Here is a 16,206-nt window from a genome sequence, read left to right as displayed (position 1 = left end):
GCATGAGCCCCCAGCCGGTCGCGCGCGCCGAGATCGTCGTCGATCTCGCGGCGATCCGGAGCAACGTCCGCCGACTGCGCGAGATCACCGGGGTCGCGTCGATGACCGTGGTGAAGGCCGACGGCTACGGGCACGGGATGGTCGAGGCCGCGCGGGCCGCCCGCGAGGCGGGCTCGGACTGGCTCGGGGTGGCCACCCTCGACGAGGCCGCGGGCCTGCGCGCGGCCGGCGACACCGGCCGGGTGCTCACCTGGCTGACCGTGCCCGGGGAGGACTACGCCGCCGCGATCGCCGCGGACGTCGACGTCACCGCCTACAGCCTCGCCGAGCTGGACGAGATCGCCGCCGGCGCACGGGCCGTCGGGCGGCCCGCCCGGGTCCAGCTCAAGGTCGACACCGGCCTGTCCCGCGGCGGTGCCTCCGCCGACCAGTGGCCCGGCCTGGTCGCCGCCGCCCGCGCGGGCGAGGAGGACGGCCGTTGGCGGGTCACCGGCATCTGGTCCCACTTCGCGTGCAGCGACGAGCCCGACCACCCCGCGAACGATGCCCAGGAGACGGCCTTCCGGCACGCCCTCGAGGTCGCCGACCGCGCCGGCCTGCGCCCGGAGGTGCGGCACCTGGCGAACTCCGCGGCCGGGCTGCTGCGGCCCTCGGCCCGCTTCGACCTGGTGCGGTTCGGATTGGCGTCGTACGGCCTCGACCCCGCGCCCGGCCACCTCGCCGACGCCGGCCTCGGCCTGCTCCCGGCGATGACGGTGCGCGCCGTCCTGGTGATGACCAAGCCGCTCCCCGCCGGCGCGGGCGTCTCCTACGGGCACACCTGGGTCGCGGAGACCCCGACCTCCGTCGGCCTGGTGCCGGTGGGGTACGGCGACGGCATCCCGCGCCACGCCGGCAACCGCGCCCAGGTGCTGGTCGACGGCAAGCGCCGCACGGTGCGCGGCCAGGTGTGCATGGACCAGTTCGTGGTCGACCTGGGCGGCGAGCTGCTGGAGCCGGGTCACGGCGTGGTGCTCTTCGGGCCCGGCAGCGCGGGCGAGCCCACCGTCCAGGACTGGGCCGACGCGGCGGGCACCATCTCCTACGAGATCGTGAGCAGGATCGGCGGCCGGATGACACGGAGGTACGTCGACCCGTGAGGCTCCGCACGCACCTGATCGGTGCCACCGCGACCGCGGCCGGCATCGCCGCGGGCGCCGGCGTCGGGATCGCCCGGCAGCGCCGGGCCATCGCCCGCCGCTCCCCGGGTGACACCCCGGCCTTCGGCTCGCTCCGCTCGGAGCCGGTGACCGTGGTGGCCGACGACGGCACGCCGCTGCACGTCGAGGTCGACGAGCCGGACGCGGACGCGGCGACCCGAGCCCCGCGATCGGGTGGCCGGCTGCGCCGCCGGCGCCCGCCGGTGACGGTCGTCTTCTGCCACGGCTACGCGCTGAACCTGGACTGCTGGCACTTCCAGCGCGAGCACTATCGCGGCCGGGTGCGCACCGTGTTCTACGACCAGCGCTCCCACGGCCGGTCCGGCCGCTCGCCGCTGGGCAACGCGACCATCGAGCAGCTCGGCCGGGACCTGCTGACCGTTCTCGACGCCGTCGCGCCGGAGGGGCCCGTGGTGCTGGTCGGCCACTCGATGGGCGGGATGACGATCGTCGCGCTGGCCGAGGAGCACCCCGAGCTGTTCGGCGACCGGGTCGTCGGCACCGCGCTGATCTCCACCACCGCGGGCGGGCTGGACCCCAGCCGGATCCTGTTCCCGATGGTGCCCACCTGGGCCGGCGCCGGGATGGTCCACCGGGGCGTCTCGACGCTCGCACGCGGGCACCGGGCGGTCGACGGCCTGCGCAAGCTGGGCCGCAACGTCGCGCTGGTCGCGACCGACGAGCTGGCGTTCGGCGACGCCGTGCCGGTCAGCTACGTCGAGTTCGTGGACCGGATGCTGTCGGCGACGCCGTTCGAGGTGGTCGCGGAGTTCTTCCCCGGCTTCGGCACCCTCGACAAGTTCCACGCCGTCGGGGTGCTCTCGAAGGTGCCGACCGCGGTCATCTGCGGCACCGCCGACCGGCTCACCTCGATCGGGCACAGCCGCAAGCTGCACGCCTGGGTCGACGGCTCCACCCTGCTCGAGTGCCACGGCGCCGGGCACCTGGTGATCCTCGAGCGGTACGACGAGGTCAACGGCGAGCTCGACCGGATGCTGGAGGCCAGTGGAGCGGTGGAGCCGCGGTGACGGGCCGCCCGCTGCTGAGCATCCACCGGGTCGGCCCCGAGTCCGCCGCGCAGGTGCTCGAGGTCGTGCTCGCCGCGTTCCAGGCGCGCCCGCCGCTGGACCCGCCCGCTGCTGCGCTGAGCGAGACCGAGGGGTCGATCAAGGACCGGCTGGCCGCGCACGGCGGGCTGCTCGCCTGCCTCGACGACGCGCCGGTGGGCGCGCTCGTGCTCGACCCGGTCGGAAGCACGACGTACCTGCGCCGGTTCGGCGTCGTCCCGGCCGCGCAGGGTCACGGCGTCGCGGCCGCGCTGATCGAGGCCGCGGTGGAGGCCGCCGACGGGTCCGAGGACCTCACCGTGGTCGCCCGCGAGGAGCTGCCGAGGACCATCCGCTTCTGGCAGCGGCAGGGGTTCCGCGAGATCCGGCGCGCCTCGCCCAACGTCGAGCTGCGCCGGCCGTTGCGCACCCACGCCTTCCAGGCGCCGGACGCCGACGCGATGCGCGGCCTGGGCCGGTCGCTGGCCGGCCAGCTCGCCGCCGGCGACCTGATCGTGCTGACCGGCGAGCTCGGTGCGGGCAAGACGACGTTCACGCAGGGTCTGGGTGCCGGGCTCGGCGTGCGCGGCGACGTCACCTCCCCGACGTTCGTGATCGCGCGCGTGCACCCGTCCCTGGTCGGGGGCCCCGACCTCGTGCACGTGGACGCCTACCGGCTCGGCGGCCTCGACGAGCTCGACGACCTCGACCTGGACGCCTCCCTCGACGACGCCGTCACGGTGGTCGAGTGGGGCGAGGGACTCGCCGAGGGCCTGGCGGAGTCGCGCCTCGAGGTCGTGATCGTCCGCGGCGAGGAGGAGGGCGCGGAGGGGCTCGACCCGCGGCGCGTCGAGCTGACCCCGGTCGGGCCGCGGTGGCACGCGCTGTCCTTCCGGGCCCTCGGATAGCCTCCTCGGGTGCCCACCAACGCGAAGCTCGTGATCGTCACCGGCTCCGGGCGCAGCGGCACCAGCAGCGTCGCCGGCACGCTCAAGCGCCTGGGCCTGCACGTCCCGCAGCCGGAGGTCGAGGCCGACGAGTCCAACCCGCGCGGCTACTACGAGCCGCTGTGGGTGACCGAGTTCCACAAGGAGCTGCTCAACCCGATCCCGGTGCGCACCATCGACTCCCGCCCGACCGCGACCGACCGGGCCGCTGAGGCGGTGACGCCGGAGGTCGAGCAGCGGCTGCACGACTGGCTGGCGGGCCAGCTAGACCACCCACAGGTCGTGATCAAGGATCCCCGCGAGTTCTGGGTGCACGACCTGTGGCTGCGGGTGGCCGGGGGGCTGGGCGCCGAGGTCACCACGCTCACCATGCTGCGGCACCCCACCGAGGTGGTGCGCAGCCGCGACACGGCGTACCTCACCGAGCAGACGCCGGCCTTCCGCCGCCAGCGGGAGACCACGAACGTCGCCGCCTGGGTGAACGCCGCCTTCGAGACCGAGCGCGCGACCCGCGGCCACCGCCGGGCGTTCGTCCCGTACGCCGACCTGGTCGGCGACTGGCGCGCGGCGATGGCCCGGGCCGGCGAGCAGCTGGCGATCAGCTACGACGGCGACCTGGCCGCGCCGCACCCGGTCGACGACTTCGTCGACCAGCGGCTGAACCGCTCGCAGGTCACCTGGGACGACCTGGAGGTCGCGCCCCGGTTGCGCGACCTCGCCGAGCGGACCTGGACGGCGATGAACACCCTGGTCACCAGCCCCCACGACGAGGCCGCGGTCGCGGAGCTCCAGGCGCTGCGGGCGACGTACGTCGAGCTCTACGAGTTCGCGGCCGCCCTCGCCCTCGACGAGACCACCGCCCAGGTCGGGCGGGTGCGCCGCAACCTCAACCGCAAGCTGGCCAACCGCGACAAGCGGATCGCTCGGCTCGAGGAGCGGCTCCGGGGCCGTTGACGGCTACTTCTCCCAGGGCGCGGCGACCGGGAAGTACGCCGAGAAGAACGCCGCGAGCTCCCGGTCCAGGCGGGCCGTGACCATCGCGTAGTCGTGGTGGTCGCCGAGGCAGAAGAAGTCCTGCTGGCGCCGCATCAGCTGGTTGAGCTGGTGGGCGAGGTCGCTGTTGCTGAGGTTGACGAACTCGAAGGCGGCGTCGGCGACGTGGGCCGTGCCGGTCGCCAGGCCGTAGTGCTGTGCGAGCGAGCTGAGCATCGACACGTCGGTGTCGGAGCGGAACGGCGCCGCCGCGGTCGCCGCGACCGCCTCGGGGAAGCGCCGCTCGACCTCGTCGAGCACCGAGCGTCGGTGGGGGTGCGGCGTGTGCGCGAGGTTGTTGGTGCTGACGACGCCGAACGCGTCCTGCAGCAGGTGCCGGTTGTTCCAGGCGGCCTTGAGGAACGGCGCGGCGCCGGGCACGTCCTCGAGCCCGACCTGGGTGGTTGACATGAACGCCGCGAACAGCCCGGCGGGGCTGAAGAAGATCTCGGGCCGCACCGGGCGGCCGAGGAAGACGTCGTCGTTGAGGTAGACGAAGTGCTCGGTCAGGTCCGGCACGTGGTGCAGTGCCGTCTCGATCGCGTGGGAGTTGAACGTCGGCAGCGCCGCGGCCGGGAGGATCTCGGCGTGGTCGACGACCCGGATCGACGGGTGCGAGGCGTCCAGCCAGTCGGGCACCTGGCCGGCGGTGACGAGGTGGATGCGACGGACCCACGGCGCGAACAGGTGCACGCTGCGCATCGAGTAGCGCAGCTCGTCGCGGGACACGAAGCGGGCCCGCCCGCTGGACTCGCGGGTCAGGGCGGTGCCGCTGAGCCGGGCCAGCCGGTCCTCGCGCGCCGCGTTCCACACCGGGTCGTTGCCGTCGACCCACGTGTAGACGACGTCGATCGGGAAGCCGCACTCGTTGACGGTGCGCTCGGTCATCAGCGGCAGCGTGCGTACGGCGACGCCGCCGATCTCGGCGTCCACCGTGGGGGTGCCGCGCGGGATCCGTCGGGTGTAGCGGTTCGGCCGCGTCGCGACGAGCTCGTCGTCGATGCTGGCCTCCCAGAACTCCAGCCCGACCCCGCACCCCTGCCCGAGGACGCTCGCGTCGTCGCCGTCGTCCGGCCAGGGCTCGAGGAACACCGACCCGGTCCGGCCGCGGCGCAGCTCGGTCGCCATCCGGGCGACCGGGCCGCTCCGCTCCGGCCAGCCCTGGTCGGCCGGCTCGCGCAGCGAGAGGTACGCCGGCAGCTCGGCCTCGGCGAGCGCGGCGAGCACCGCGTCGCGGGCGGTCATCGGCACCACGACGGCCGGCGCCGCCGTCTCGTGCTCGGGGATCACCAGCCACTCCTCGGTCGCGGACCGGGCCGCGGCGACGGCCGCCGCCAGCGCGGCCTGCCGCGCCTGCGCGGGGGTGACGCCGCTGATGTCCGCCGCCGGCTCCGGCGCGACGGCCCGCCTGCGGGGGGCGCCGATCCGGGCCGCCACCCGGCCGAGCGCGCCGCGACGGGCCCGCGCGTCGGCGAAGATCCCGACCCACTGCTCGGCCAGCGCGCGGGCGTCGTACTGCCGTGAGGAGTGCAGGGCGCCGGCGCCGAGCCGCGCCCGCAGGTCGTCGTCGGTGGCGAGCCGCAGCAGGGCGCTCGCCATCCCGGCCACCGACTCGGGGGCGACGAGCAGGCCGTTGACCTCGTGCTCGATGATCTCGCGCGGCCCGGACGGGCAGTCGAAGCTGGCCACGGGGACGCCGGCGGCCATCGCCTCCTGGAGGACGAGCGGGAAGCCCTCGGCCCGCGAGGTGAGCGCGGCGATGCTCGCCTTCGCCCACTCGCCGGCCATGTCGGTCGTGCTGCCCGGCAGCTCGAGCCGGTCGTAGAGTCCGAGCTTGCGGGCCCGCCGGCGCAGCTCGTTGCGCTGGCCGCCGTCGCCGAGGATCCGCAGCCGCCAGCCGGGCAGCCGGTCGGCGACCTCGCCGAAGGCCAGCACCAGCTTGGTGAACTGCTTCTCGGCCGCCAGCCGGCCGGCCGAGACGATCAGGCGACCGTCGAGCCGCGAGCGCGGGGTGAAGCCGAGCGGCAGCGGGTTGGGCATGACGACGACCTCGGGGGTGAGGTCGCCCAGCTGGTCGCGCAGCCAGTCCGCGGTCGCCCCGGTGAGCATCGCGACGACGTCGGCGCGCGGCGCGAACGCCAGCAGCGGCTCCAGCCCCGAGGTGCGGTCGGAGGAGGAGCGGTGCTCCTGGTGGACCAGGATCGCGCGGTCCGGCACCAGCTGGGTCACCGCGGCCAGCAGTGCGGGCGTCACGGTGACGACCACGTCCGCGTCCAGCCCGGGCAGCGCCGCGCTCATCGCGACGTCGGTGAGCGCGGAGAACTGGCCGTCCCAGCGCGCCGGCACCAGCACCGACTCGCGCTCGCTCAGCGCCCGCGCGGCGTCGTCCTCGGCCAGGGTGTCCTCGCGCACGTCCGCGAGGTAGTCGACGGCGACCCTCGGGTCGATGGCGTAGTGCGGCCGGTCCGCGCTGCGGGTGATGCTCACCAGCCGCACGTCGTGGTCGCCGGCCAGGGCGTTGGCCTGGGTGATGGCGGAGCGGGAGGTGCCGCCCATCCCGTCGAGGTTGAAGACGACGTAGGCGATCCTCATCTGGCGTCCACTACTCCTCGCCCTCGTTGCGGTCCACGATCCGCCCGACCAGGTGGCCCTCGGGCGACCAGCGCAGCCGCAGCCGGGCCAGGTCGGGGTCGTCGCCGAACAGCGCCGGCAGCAGCACCGCCTGGTTCGGGTTGACGAGGTCGTTCGCCCGGCGCCGCAGCGGCAGGTCGCCGACGAGCAGCCGGCCGAGCTGGCCGGTGCCCTCCGGGAGCGCCGCCTCGGTCAGCACCGCCACCCGCCGGTCGCCGTCGCGGGCGATCGGGTACGCGGCGAGCACGGCGTCGTCCTCGACCAGCCGCAGCTCGGCGGGGTCGTCCGCGTGGTCGGCGTCGTCGGGGTCGTCCGGATCGCCCGCCGGGAGCGTGATCCGGATGCCGTCCTCGGTCACGGTCAGGTCGACCACGTCGAGGCCGGGGGCCGGGCGGGACCGCCGGACCCGCAGCATCCCCTCGTCGGTGCGGCCCAGGCCGAGCTGCCAGCGGCCGTCGGGGGACGGCGGCACCCGGGTCGGGCCGGCCTGGAACGGCGCGACCCAGACCAGGCGCGGCGCGCGGCCCCCGGTCGGCACCAGCACCACGTCGTACGCCGTCTCGTCCTCGCCGGGCAGCCCGAGCAGGTCGGCGCGGACGTCACGGTAGGCCGGGTCGTGCTCGGCGAGGTCGCTGGGCAGCGGGTGCACCTCGCCGGCGGCGTCGCGCAGCGCGAGGGTGCCCGGGGCCGCCTCGATCGCGAGCCAGAGGGTGTGGCCGTCGAGGATGCCGGCGTACGCCGCCACGGGCGCGCCCCGCGGTGGGCCGGGCGGCGGCGCGGGGGTGCCGGCCGGCGCCTCGTCGGCGGGGCGCCGGAGCCGGGAGGTGAGCTTCACGCGGTCAGAGCCCCGTGACACCCTCGTCGCCGTACCCCTCGGCCTGCTCGTCGAAGTTCTCGTGCTCGAGGAGGTGCAGGATCGGGACGCCCAGCCGGCGCCGGGCCTTCGACGTCCAGTCGAGGTGGAAGAACTCGGCGACCACGTGCGGCCTGGTCAAGATGATGGCCTCGCGTCCGTCGACCGCGGCGACCTTGGCCGCCAGCGCGTCGATCGGCGGGTCGGTCACGATCTCGCCGACGGCGGTGGCGCCGCTCGCGCGCAGCGCCTCGAGGGTCGACTCGAGCTCGGCGGCCGAGCGCTCCTCGCAGTCCTTGCGCACCGCCTCGAGGTCGACCTCGCCCATCGGCATGGTCGGCGAGGCGAGCATGTCGCCGGCGGTCAGCGAGCCCATCGCGGACTCGATGCGCGCCGCGGCGTCCTCCAGGGGAAGCAGCACGTGGTAGGTCACGGGCTCGTCGAGGTCCTCGTGCAGCGAGTGCACCTGGGCCGCGTCGCGGGTGGTCAGCGCCTGCTCGACGAGGAGGACGACGTCGTAGTCCCCGGACGAGCTCTCGGCTGGGCTCGGTGCGGAGTTCTCGGACATGGGGTGCCTCCTCGGCCGGCCGGGTGAGTCGGATCAGTCGACGGTCAAGATCCTAGCGAGGTCGTAGCCGACCGGCTCCTCCAGTTGGTCGTACCCGCACGACTCCGGGTCGCGGTCGGGCCGCCACCGGCGGAACTGGGCGGTGTGGCGGAACCGCCGGCCCTCCATGTGGTCGTAGGCGACCTCCAGGACCCGCTCGGGGCGCAGCGGCGTGAACGAGAGGTCCTTGCCCTGGCTCCACCGGCTCTGGGTGCCGGGCACCCGGTCGGCCCCGCTTGATTGGCGGGGCGCGGTGAGGAACTCCTGCCAGCGACCCCAGGGGTGGTCCTCGATCGGGACCACGAGCGGTTGGAGCTCCTCGATCAGCTCGGCGCGGCGGGCGGCGGTGAAGCTGGCACTCACGCCGACGTGCTGCAGCTCGCCGTCGCCGTACAGCCCCAGCAGCAGGCTGCCGAGCAGCGGCCGCTCCGGGGTGCTGGTCTTGTGCTCGCGGTAGCCGGCGACCACCACGTCGGCGGTGCGCTCGTGCTTGATCTTGAGCATGGTGCGGGCGTTCTGCTGGTACGCCGCCCCCAGCGGCTTGGCGACCACGCCGTCCAGGCCGGCGCCCTCGAACTGGTGGAACCACTCCTCGGCCTCGGCCGGGTCGGTGGTGGTGCGGGTGAGGAAGCAGGGGCCGCCGAGGTCGCCCAGGGCCCGCTCGAGCGCCGCCCGGCGCTCCGCGAACGGCCGCTCGGCGTACGACTCGTCGTCGAGGGCGAGCAGGTCGAACGCGACGTACGACGCGGGCGTCCTCCCGGCCAGCGTCTCGATCCGGGACTGCGCCGGGTGAATCCGCTCCTGGAGCACCTCGAACTCGAGCCGCTCGCCCCCTTCGTCGTTGGGGAGCGCGACGAAGAGCTCGCCGTCCAGCACGCAGCGGTCAGGGAGCTGCTCGCGCATCGCGGCGACCATCTCGGGGAAGTAGCGGGTCAGCGGCTTGGTGTTGCGGCTGGCCAGCTCGACCTCGTCGCCGTCCTTGAACACGATGCACCGGAAGCCGTCCCACTTGGGCTCGAAGCTCAGCCCGCCGTGCTTGGCGGGGTCGGGGATCCCCTTGACCGACTTCGCGAGCATCGGCTGGACGGGCGGCATCACCGGCAGCTGCATGCCCCGAGGCTAGCCCGCGTCTCGCGCGTCGACTTCGTCGCCGCGCAGGCCGCGGATCGCCCTCGGGGTGGGTCGGCAGACGGTGTGGTTGCGGTCGGCGCGTTGGCTGCGGTGGTCTCAGGGAGCCTCGAGCCCCCGAGCCGGGCGGCCTGCCCTAGCCTGGGGGATCTATCCCCGGTTGGTCTGCCGGCAGGGCCCGCCTGACTTTGAATCAGGATTAGCGACGTAGGTTCGACTCCTACCCGGGGAGCGTGAGCGCAGAACAGCCGACAGGGTTGACGGTCATCGTGCTGGCCGCCGGCGGTGGCACCCGCATGAAGTCCAAGACGATGAAGGTGCTGCACCCGATCGCGGGTCGCACCATGATCGGCCACGTGCTGACGGCGGCGCGGGCGATGGAGCCGGACCGGATCGTCGCGGTGGTGGGCCACCAGCGCGAGCAGGTCTCCGAGCACATCCGCTCGCTCGACCCCGACGTGGTGCTGGCGGTCCAGGAGGAGCAGCTCGGCACCGGGCACGCGGTCCGGGTCGCGATGGCGGCGATCGGCGAGGCGACCGGCACCGTGGTGGTGGCGTACGGCGACACCCCGCTGCTGGAGGGCCGCTCGCTGCGGGCGTTCGCGGCCGAGCACGAGGCCGCGCAGCGGGCCGTGAGCGTGCTGAGCGGCGTGGTGGACAACCCGTTCGGCTACGGCCGGGTGCTGCGCAACGACGAGGGCGACGTCGAGGCGATCGTCGAGGAGAAGGACGCGACCCCTGCGCAGCGCGAGGTGTGCGAGATCAACTCGGGGATCCTGGCCTTCGACGCGGAGTTCCTGCTCGGCGCCCTGCCCCGGATCGGCAACGACAACGCCAAGGGCGAGTACTACCTCACCGACCTGATCGGCATCGCCCGCGAGGACGGCCTCACGGTCGGGGCTCACACCATCGACGACGTCCGGCAGACCGAGGGGGTCAACGACCGCGCCCAGCTCGCCCGGATGGGCGCGGAGCTGAACCGGCGGATCGTGACCCGGTGGATGCACGAGGGCGTCACCGTGATGGACCCGGCGACCACCTGGATCGACGCGGACGTCACGCTCGGCCCGGACGTCACCATCCTCCCGGGCACCCAGCTGCTGGGCGCCACCGTCGTCGGCGAGGACGCCGTGATCGGCCCGGACACCACGCTCAAGGACTGCGAGGTCGGGGCGGGCGCCCGGGTGGTGCGCACCCACGGCGAGCTGGCGGTGATCGGCGGCGAGGCCACCGTGGGCCCGTTCTCCTACCTGCGCCCGGGCACCAACCTGGGCGCGGGCGGCAAGATCGGGGCGTTCGTCGAGACCAAGAACGCCACGATCGGCGACGGCGCGAAGGTGCCGCACCTGTCCTACGTCGGCGATGCGGAGATCGGCGAGGGCACCAACATCGGTGCCGGCACGATCTTCGCGAACTACGACGGGGTCGCGAAGCACCGCACCAAGGTCGGCCGGCACGCCCGCACCGCCTCCAACAACACCTTCGTCGCGCCCATCGAGATCGGCGACGGCGCGGCCACCGGCGCCGGCACCGTCGTACGCCATGACGTCCCGCCGGGCGCCCTCGCCGTGTCGAGCGGCCCCCAGCGCAACATCGAGGGCTGGACCGCGGCCAAGCGGGCCGGGACCGCGCAGGCGCAGGCCGCCCAGCAGGCAGCGGAGCAAGCCGCGGGGGGAGCCCTGGACGCGGGTCGGGACGGTGACCAGGACGTGGCAGAATCCTGACCATCCCCCCTCCGGCGACCGAGGAGCAGCACACCGTGACCGGAATGAAGAGGACCACCGAGAAGAACCTCATGGTCTTCAGCGGCCGGGCCCACCCCGTCCTCGCGGAGGAGGTCGCGACCCTGCTGGGCACCCCGCTGGTGCCCCAGTCGGCGTACGAGTTCGCGAACTCCGAGATCTACGTGCGCTACGAGGAGTCCGTGCGCGGCTGCGACGCGTTCGTGCTCCAGAGCCACACCGCTCCGATCAACGAGTGGATCATGGAGCACCTGATCATGGTCGACGCGCTCAAGCGCGCCTCGGCGAAGCGGATCACCGTGGTGATGCCGTTCTACGGCTACGCCCGCCAGGACAAGAAGCACCGGGGCCGCGAGCCGATCTCGGCGCGGCTGATGGCCGACCTGTTCAAGACCGCCGGCGCCAACCGGCTGATCACCGTCGACCTGCACGCTGACCAGATCCAGGGCTTCTTCGACGGCCCGGTCGACCACCTGATGGCGCTGCCGATCCTCGCCGACCACGTCCGTGACAAGTACGGCCACCTGCCGCTCGCGGTGGTCTCGCCGGACGCCGGCCGGATCAAGGTCGCCGAGCGCTGGTCCGCTCGTCTCGGTGGTGCGCCGCTGGTGTTCATCCACAAGAGTCGGCGCACCGACCGGCCCAACGAGGTCGTCGCCAACCGGGTCGTCGGTGACGTGCGGGGGCGGATGTGCGTGCTGGTCGACGACATGATCGACACCGGCGGCACCATCGTGAAGGCGGCCGAGGCGCTGATGGCCGACGGCGCCGCGGGCGTGATCATCGCCGCCACCCACGCGATCCTCTCCGACCCCGCCGTCGACCGCCTCAAGAACTGCCCGGCCGTCGAGGTCGTGGTCACGAACACGCTGCCGCTCGCGCCCGGGTGCGAGTTCGACAAGCTCACCACGCTCTCGATCGCACCGCTGGTCTCACGTGCGATCCGCGAGGTCTTCGAGGACGGCTCCGTGACCTCGATGTTCGAGTAGCCGGCGGCGTCTCCAGGCTGAGTCCAGGCCCCGACCGCTACCCGAGGTCGTCGCGCCAGTCCGCCCACTGCCGGCGCAGCACGGTCGGCAGGTCACCGGCGAGCGCCCGATCCAGGGCGCTGACCTGGACCGCGTCCAGGGCCAGGGCCGGACGGTGCCGGCCGACCACCTGCGCGAAGGCCTGGCCGCGGCGGGCCCAGCTGGGCGCCTCGCGCAGGTAGCGGTCGACGTACGGCGCCAGCAGGCCGGCCTGCTCGGTCGACCAGAGCCCGGTGAGGAGCGCCCCGAACCGACGGTTGTCCACGCCTGGGTCGGCGGCCGCGGCCCACGCCTCGTCCTTCGCCTCGACGGTGGGCCGGGCCGCGAGCGCCGCGGCCGCGCCGTGCTCCGCCTCCAGGCCGGGCTCGCGCCGGCGCTGCTCCTCGACGAACGCGGCGTCGACCGCACCGGTCTCGGCCAGCCGGCGCACCGCCCGCCACCGCAGGGTGGGCGGGACCGGCAGGTCGCCGACCGCACCGGCCTCGAGCCAGCCGCGCAGCGTCGCGGCCTCGCGGGAGGTCGCCGCGAACCCGGACGCGAAGGCCAGCGCCAGGGCGGGCGTCCGTGCGTGCAGCAGCCCGGTCTCGCACGCGCTGGCGAGGGCGTCGTGGGCGGCAGCGGCCGCGTCCGCCGGGGTGCGCAGCGGCAGCACCCGATCCAGGGTGCGGGACAGCACGGCGCTGACCAGCACCGCGCTGCGCTCCCCGGCCAGGTGCTGCTGGACCAGGTCGACGAACTCGGACGCGGGCACGGCCCGCGCCTGGACCTCGTCGAAGAGCATCGTCCACAGCACCGCCCGGACCAGGTCGTCGTCGATCCGGCACAGGCCGCTCGTCAGCTTGTCCCGGGACCGGCGGTCGAGCACGATCCGCGCGAACGTCTCGCCGTGGCTGTTCGGCACCACGACCCGGCCCGCGAACCTCGGCAGCAGCACCGGCTCGTCGCCGACGTCCACGAGCTCGCTGCCGACCTCGGTCCAGGAGTCGTCGTACGCCGTGACCCGGATCCGGTGCGGCCGGACGCCGAGGCGGCGCACGGCGGGGACCGCGCCGTCGGGGCCGACGTGCTCGACGCGCAGCGTGTCGAACCCGGTGCTGCGCAGCCACAGCCGCACCCAGTCCCGCACGTCGCGGTCGGAGGCCTCGTCGAGGGCGGTCACGAAGTCGTCGAGGGTGGCGTTCGTGAACCGGTGCCGGGTCAGGTAGGTGTTCACCCCGCGCAGGAACGTCTCGTCGCCCAGCCAGGTGACCAGCTGGCGCAGCACGGAGTTGCCCTTGGCGTAGGAGATCGAGTCGAAGATCGTCGCGGCGGCGTCGACGTCCGGCACGTCCTCCGCGTCCGGAGCCACGGGGTGGGTCGAGCGGCGCCGGTCGGCGTCGTACGCCGCCGGCTTGCGCACCGCCTCGTGGCCGAGCAGGGCGCCGTCGAAGCCGGCGCCGTCGGCGGCCACCCGGTAGCCCATGTAGTCCGCGAAGGACTCCTGGAGCCAGGTGTCCTCCCACCAGGTCATCGTCACCAGGTCGCCGAACCACATGTGCGACATCTCGTGCGCGATCACCGCGGCCCGGAACAGCCGCAGGTCCTCCGGCACCGCGCCCCGGGGCAGGTACTCGTCGCGGTAGGTCACGCACCCGGGCATCTCCTGGGCGCCCCAGTTGAGGCCGGGGACGAAGACCTGGTCGAAGGAGTCGAACGGGTAGGGCTCCTCGAAGATCTCCGCGTAGTGGTCGAAGCAGCCCTCGGTGATCGCGCGCAGCTCTGACAGGTCGCGGTCGAGCTCGTCCGCGAGCGAGGCGCGGGCGTGCCATCCGAACGGCAGGCCGGCGTGCTCCCAGCGGCGGGAGACCCAGGGCCCGGCGGCGACCACGAACAGCGCCGGCGGGACGGGCGGCGTCGGGGCGAATGCCCAGGAACCGTCGGCATCGGCCCCGGGTGGAGGACTCAGCGTGCGGCCGTTGGCGAGCACGGTCCAGGCCGGGTCGGCGCGCACGCTCAGCGCGATCGGCGCCTTGAGGTCGTTCTGGTCGAAGCAGCAGAAGACCTTCTGGGCGATGTCCATGCCGAGGTAGGCGCCGACGTAGGTCTCGCCGTCCGCCGGGTCCACCGTCCGGTGCATGCCGTCGCCGTCGGTGACGTAGGGGAGCCGGGCCGCCACCACCACCTCGTGCGGGCCGCCGAGGCCGGAGAGCCACAGCCGGCGGCCGTCGTACGCCGGCTCCGTCGGTGCGCCGTCCACCGTGACGTGGAGGTCGCTGGCCGTGGCCAGCTCGAGGAAGGTCTCGGGGCCCGACGCGGTGAACCGGATGCTGGTGCGGCAGCCGAAGGTCCCCGACCCGGGATCGGTCAGGTCGAGCGCGATCGCGTAGGAGACGTCGCTGACGGCGGCGGCGCGCTCGCGCGCCTCGCGGAGGGTGAGGGCCACGGGATCGACCTTACGGTTTTCGCTCTGGGGGGCCACCGCCGCTAGACTTCTCGGGTTGCCTCGGCGAGGGAGCACCCGGACGGGCGTTCCGTGATCGACAGGGCTGGTGGATCCCTCCGGATGCGCCTGCACGATCTGCGCCGACACCGAGCGCCGTGCCGAGGCCCCGAGACCACGAAGCAGCACGACCCAGCCGGCAGCACCGCCAGCGCCACCGAGGAGAGAGCTCACCATGTCCGAGAAGATCAAGGCCGAGGTCCGCACCGAGTTCGGCAAGGGCGCCGCCCGCCGGATCCGTCGCGCCGACAAGGTCCCGGCCGTCGTGTACGGCCACGGGAACGACCCGATCCACCTGACCCTGCCGGGCCACGAGACGATGATGGCCCTCAAGCACGGCGGCGCGAACGCCCTGCTCGACCTCGAGATCGACGGCAAGACCCAGCTGGCGCTGACCAAGCAGGTCCAGATCGACCCGATCAAGCGACACCTCGAGCACATCGACTTCGTCGCGGTGAAGCGCGGTGAGAAGGTCACCGTCGAGGTGCCGGTGCACCTGGTCGGCGACGCCGCCCGCGAGACCCTGGTCGTCACCGAGACCTCGACGATCCAGCTCGAGGCCGAGGCCACGCACATCCCCGAGCACATCAAGGTGAACATCGAGGGCGCCGAGGCCGGCACCCAGATCCACGCCTCCGACCTCACCCTCCCCTCGGGCAGTACACTGCTGCTCGACCCGGAGACCCTGATCGTCAACGTCACCCAGCAGCAGTCCGCCGAGGCCCTCGAGGCCGAGCTGGGCGAGGCCGAGGCCGAGGCCGGCATCGAGCGCGACGAGACGGACAAGGACGTCGACGAGGTCGGCGCCGAGGAGACCGAGAGCACCGAGGCCGCGACCGAGGAGTGACCCTCCGTCACCTGTTCCGAAGGTCGGTTCGTAGGAAGGGCCGGGATCGCGTGGCCGACTCCGCTGCACCCGTGTGGCTGGTGGTCGGGCTGGGCAATCCCGGCCCGACCTACGCCGGGCACCGTCACAACGTGGGCTACCTCGTCGCCGACGAGCTCGCCTCGCGGCTCGGCGCGCCGTTCCGCGCCCACAAGTCCGGCCGGGCGGACGTGGTCGAGGGCCGCCTCGGCCTGCCCGGGCAGGAAGGGCCGCGGGTCGTGCTGATGCGGGCCCGGTGCTACATGAACGAGACCGGCGGCCCGGTCAAGCAGCTCGCGGGTTTCTACAAGGTCCCGCCGGAGCGGATCGTCGCCGTCCACGACGAGCTCGACATCGCGTTCGACACGATGCGGGTCAAGCTCGGTGGCGGCGACAACGGCCACAACGGGCTGCGCTCGATGCGCGGCTCCCTCGGCACCGGCGACTTCTACCGGGTGCGGGTCGGCATCGGCCGCCCCCCGGGCCGCCAGGACCCGGCCGACTTCGTGCTGTCCAACTACTCCACGGCCGAGCGCAAGATCCTGCCGTTCCAGGTGGACCGGGCCGCAGACGCCGTGGAGTCGCTGGTCACCGAGGGCCTCGAGCGCACCCAGCAGCGCTTCAACTCCTGATCGATAGGGTTCCCCGC

13 protein-coding genes and 1 tRNA gene are annotated in these 16,206 nt (G+C 73.8%); 9 read left to right on the top strand and 5 right to left on the bottom strand.

The window, feature by feature from the left end; translation table 11 throughout:
* Positions 1-2 precede the first annotated feature (2 nt).
* From alr to QMC84_RS04970, 4 genes are read left to right on the top strand one after another with little or no spacing between them, the layout of a single operon-like run.
* Positions 3-1,139: an alanine racemase gene (gene alr / locus QMC84_RS04985; protein ID WP_300372421.1), complete on the top strand. Its 1,137-nt coding sequence runs from the start codon at positions 3-5 to the stop codon at positions 1,137-1,139.
* A complete protein-coding gene (locus QMC84_RS04980) occupies positions 1,136-2,227 on the top strand; it encodes an alpha/beta hydrolase (RefSeq protein ID WP_300372419.1) in 1,092 nt (363 codons plus the stop codon). Before alr ends, QMC84_RS04980 begins: the two co-directional genes overlap by 4 nt.
* Positions 2,224-3,153: a tRNA (adenosine(37)-N6)-threonylcarbamoyltransferase complex ATPase subunit type 1 TsaE gene (tsaE, locus tag QMC84_RS04975; RefSeq protein WP_300372417.1), complete on the top strand. Its 930-nt coding sequence runs from the start codon at positions 2,224-2,226 to the stop codon at positions 3,151-3,153. The genes QMC84_RS04980 and tsaE overlap by 4 nt, the downstream gene beginning before the upstream one ends.
* A 9-nt stretch (positions 3,154-3,162) precedes the next feature.
* On the top strand, positions 3,163-4,146 hold the full coding sequence (locus QMC84_RS04970; RefSeq protein WP_300372415.1) for a sulfotransferase family protein: 984 nt from the start codon (positions 3,163-3,165) through the stop codon (positions 4,144-4,146).
* Positions 4,147-4,149: 3 nt separating this feature from the next.
* Here the strand turns inward: QMC84_RS04970 and QMC84_RS04965 are convergent, their stop codons facing one another.
* From QMC84_RS04965 to QMC84_RS04950, 4 genes are read right to left on the bottom strand one after another with little or no spacing between them, the layout of a single operon-like run.
* Complete coding sequence (locus QMC84_RS04965) at positions 4,150-6,816, bottom strand: stealth conserved region 3 domain-containing protein (protein ID WP_300372413.1); 2,667 nt, start codon at positions 6,814-6,816, stop codon at positions 4,150-4,152.
* A gap of 10 nt (positions 6,817-6,826) precedes the next feature.
* Entirely contained in the window at positions 6,827-7,690 is an 864-nt protein-coding gene (locus QMC84_RS04960) for a hypothetical protein (RefSeq protein WP_300372411.1), read from the bottom strand.
* Positions 7,691-7,694: 4 nt separating this feature from the next.
* Positions 7,695-8,276, bottom strand: coding sequence for a hypothetical protein (locus QMC84_RS04955; RefSeq protein WP_300372409.1), 582 nt, complete (start codon positions 8,274-8,276; stop codon positions 7,695-7,697).
* A gap of 33 nt (positions 8,277-8,309) precedes the next feature.
* Positions 8,310-9,425 carry an ATP-dependent DNA ligase gene (locus QMC84_RS04950; protein ID WP_300372407.1) on the bottom strand — a complete coding sequence of 372 codons (1,116 nt, stop codon included), beginning with the start codon at positions 9,423-9,425 and terminating at the stop codon, positions 8,310-8,312.
* Between the two features lie 171 nt (positions 9,426-9,596).
* On the opposite strand from QMC84_RS04950, the gene QMC84_RS04945 reads away from it, so the two are divergent.
* From QMC84_RS04945 to QMC84_RS04935, 3 genes are all read left to right on the top strand, one after another.
* Positions 9,597-9,675 (top strand) — tRNA-Gln (locus QMC84_RS04945).
* A 1-nt stretch (position 9,676) separates the two neighbouring features.
* Positions 9,677-11,167, top strand: coding sequence for a bifunctional UDP-N-acetylglucosamine diphosphorylase/glucosamine-1-phosphate N-acetyltransferase GlmU (glmU, locus tag QMC84_RS04940; RefSeq protein WP_300372405.1), 1,491 nt, complete (start codon positions 9,677-9,679; stop codon positions 11,165-11,167).
* 44 nt (positions 11,168-11,211) lie between these two features.
* Positions 11,212-12,174, top strand: coding sequence for a ribose-phosphate diphosphokinase (locus QMC84_RS04935; protein WP_300372403.1), 963 nt, complete (start codon positions 11,212-11,214; stop codon positions 12,172-12,174).
* Between the two features lie 37 nt (positions 12,175-12,211).
* On the opposite strand, the gene pepN is transcribed toward QMC84_RS04935, so the two are convergent.
* Positions 12,212-14,635 carry an aminopeptidase N gene (gene pepN, locus QMC84_RS04930; protein WP_300372401.1) on the bottom strand — a complete coding sequence of 808 codons (2,424 nt, stop codon included), beginning with the start codon at positions 14,633-14,635 and terminating at the stop codon, positions 12,212-12,214.
* Between the two features lie 232 nt (positions 14,636-14,867).
* Here pepN and QMC84_RS04925 point away from each other — a divergent pair, with 232 nt between their 5' ends.
* Positions 14,868-15,539, top strand: coding sequence for a 50S ribosomal protein L25/general stress protein Ctc (locus tag QMC84_RS04925; protein ID WP_300372399.1), 672 nt, complete (start codon positions 14,868-14,870; stop codon positions 15,537-15,539).
* 50 nt (positions 15,540-15,589) lie between these two features.
* On the top strand, positions 15,590-16,189 hold the full coding sequence (gene pth / locus QMC84_RS04920) for an aminoacyl-tRNA hydrolase (RefSeq protein WP_300372397.1): 600 nt from the start codon (positions 15,590-15,592) through the stop codon (positions 16,187-16,189).
* Positions 16,190-16,206: the final 17 nt, after the last annotated feature.

The sequence above is a fragment of the Nocardioides sp. genome (genome assembly GCF_030019515.1).
Lineage (GTDB): Bacteria > Actinomycetota > Actinomycetes > Propionibacteriales > Nocardioidaceae > Nocardioides.
This window is presented reverse-complemented; position numbering and strand designations above follow the sequence as displayed.

Bases quoted from the DNA above. Each gene is read 5' to 3' on its own strand.
- alr (WP_300372421.1), top strand. From the start codon at position 3: ATGAGCCCCCAGCCGGTCGCGCGCGCCGAGATCGTCGTCGATCTCGCG.
- QMC84_RS04965 (WP_300372413.1), bottom strand. From the start codon at position 6,816: ATGAGGATCGCCTACGTCGTCTTCAACCTCGACGGGATGGGCGGCACC.
- QMC84_RS04955 (WP_300372409.1), bottom strand. From the start codon at position 8,276: ATGTCCGAGAACTCCGCACCGAGCCCAGCCGAGAGCTCGTCCGGGGAC.
- QMC84_RS04950 (WP_300372407.1), bottom strand. From the start codon at position 9,425: ATGCAGCTGCCGGTGATGCCGCCCGTCCAGCCGATGCTCGCGAAGTCG.
- QMC84_RS04935 (WP_300372403.1), top strand. From the start codon at position 11,212: ATGAAGAGGACCACCGAGAAGAACCTCATGGTCTTCAGCGGCCGGGCC.
- QMC84_RS04925 (WP_300372399.1), top strand. From the start codon at position 14,868: ATGTCCGAGAAGATCAAGGCCGAGGTCCGCACCGAGTTCGGCAAGGGC.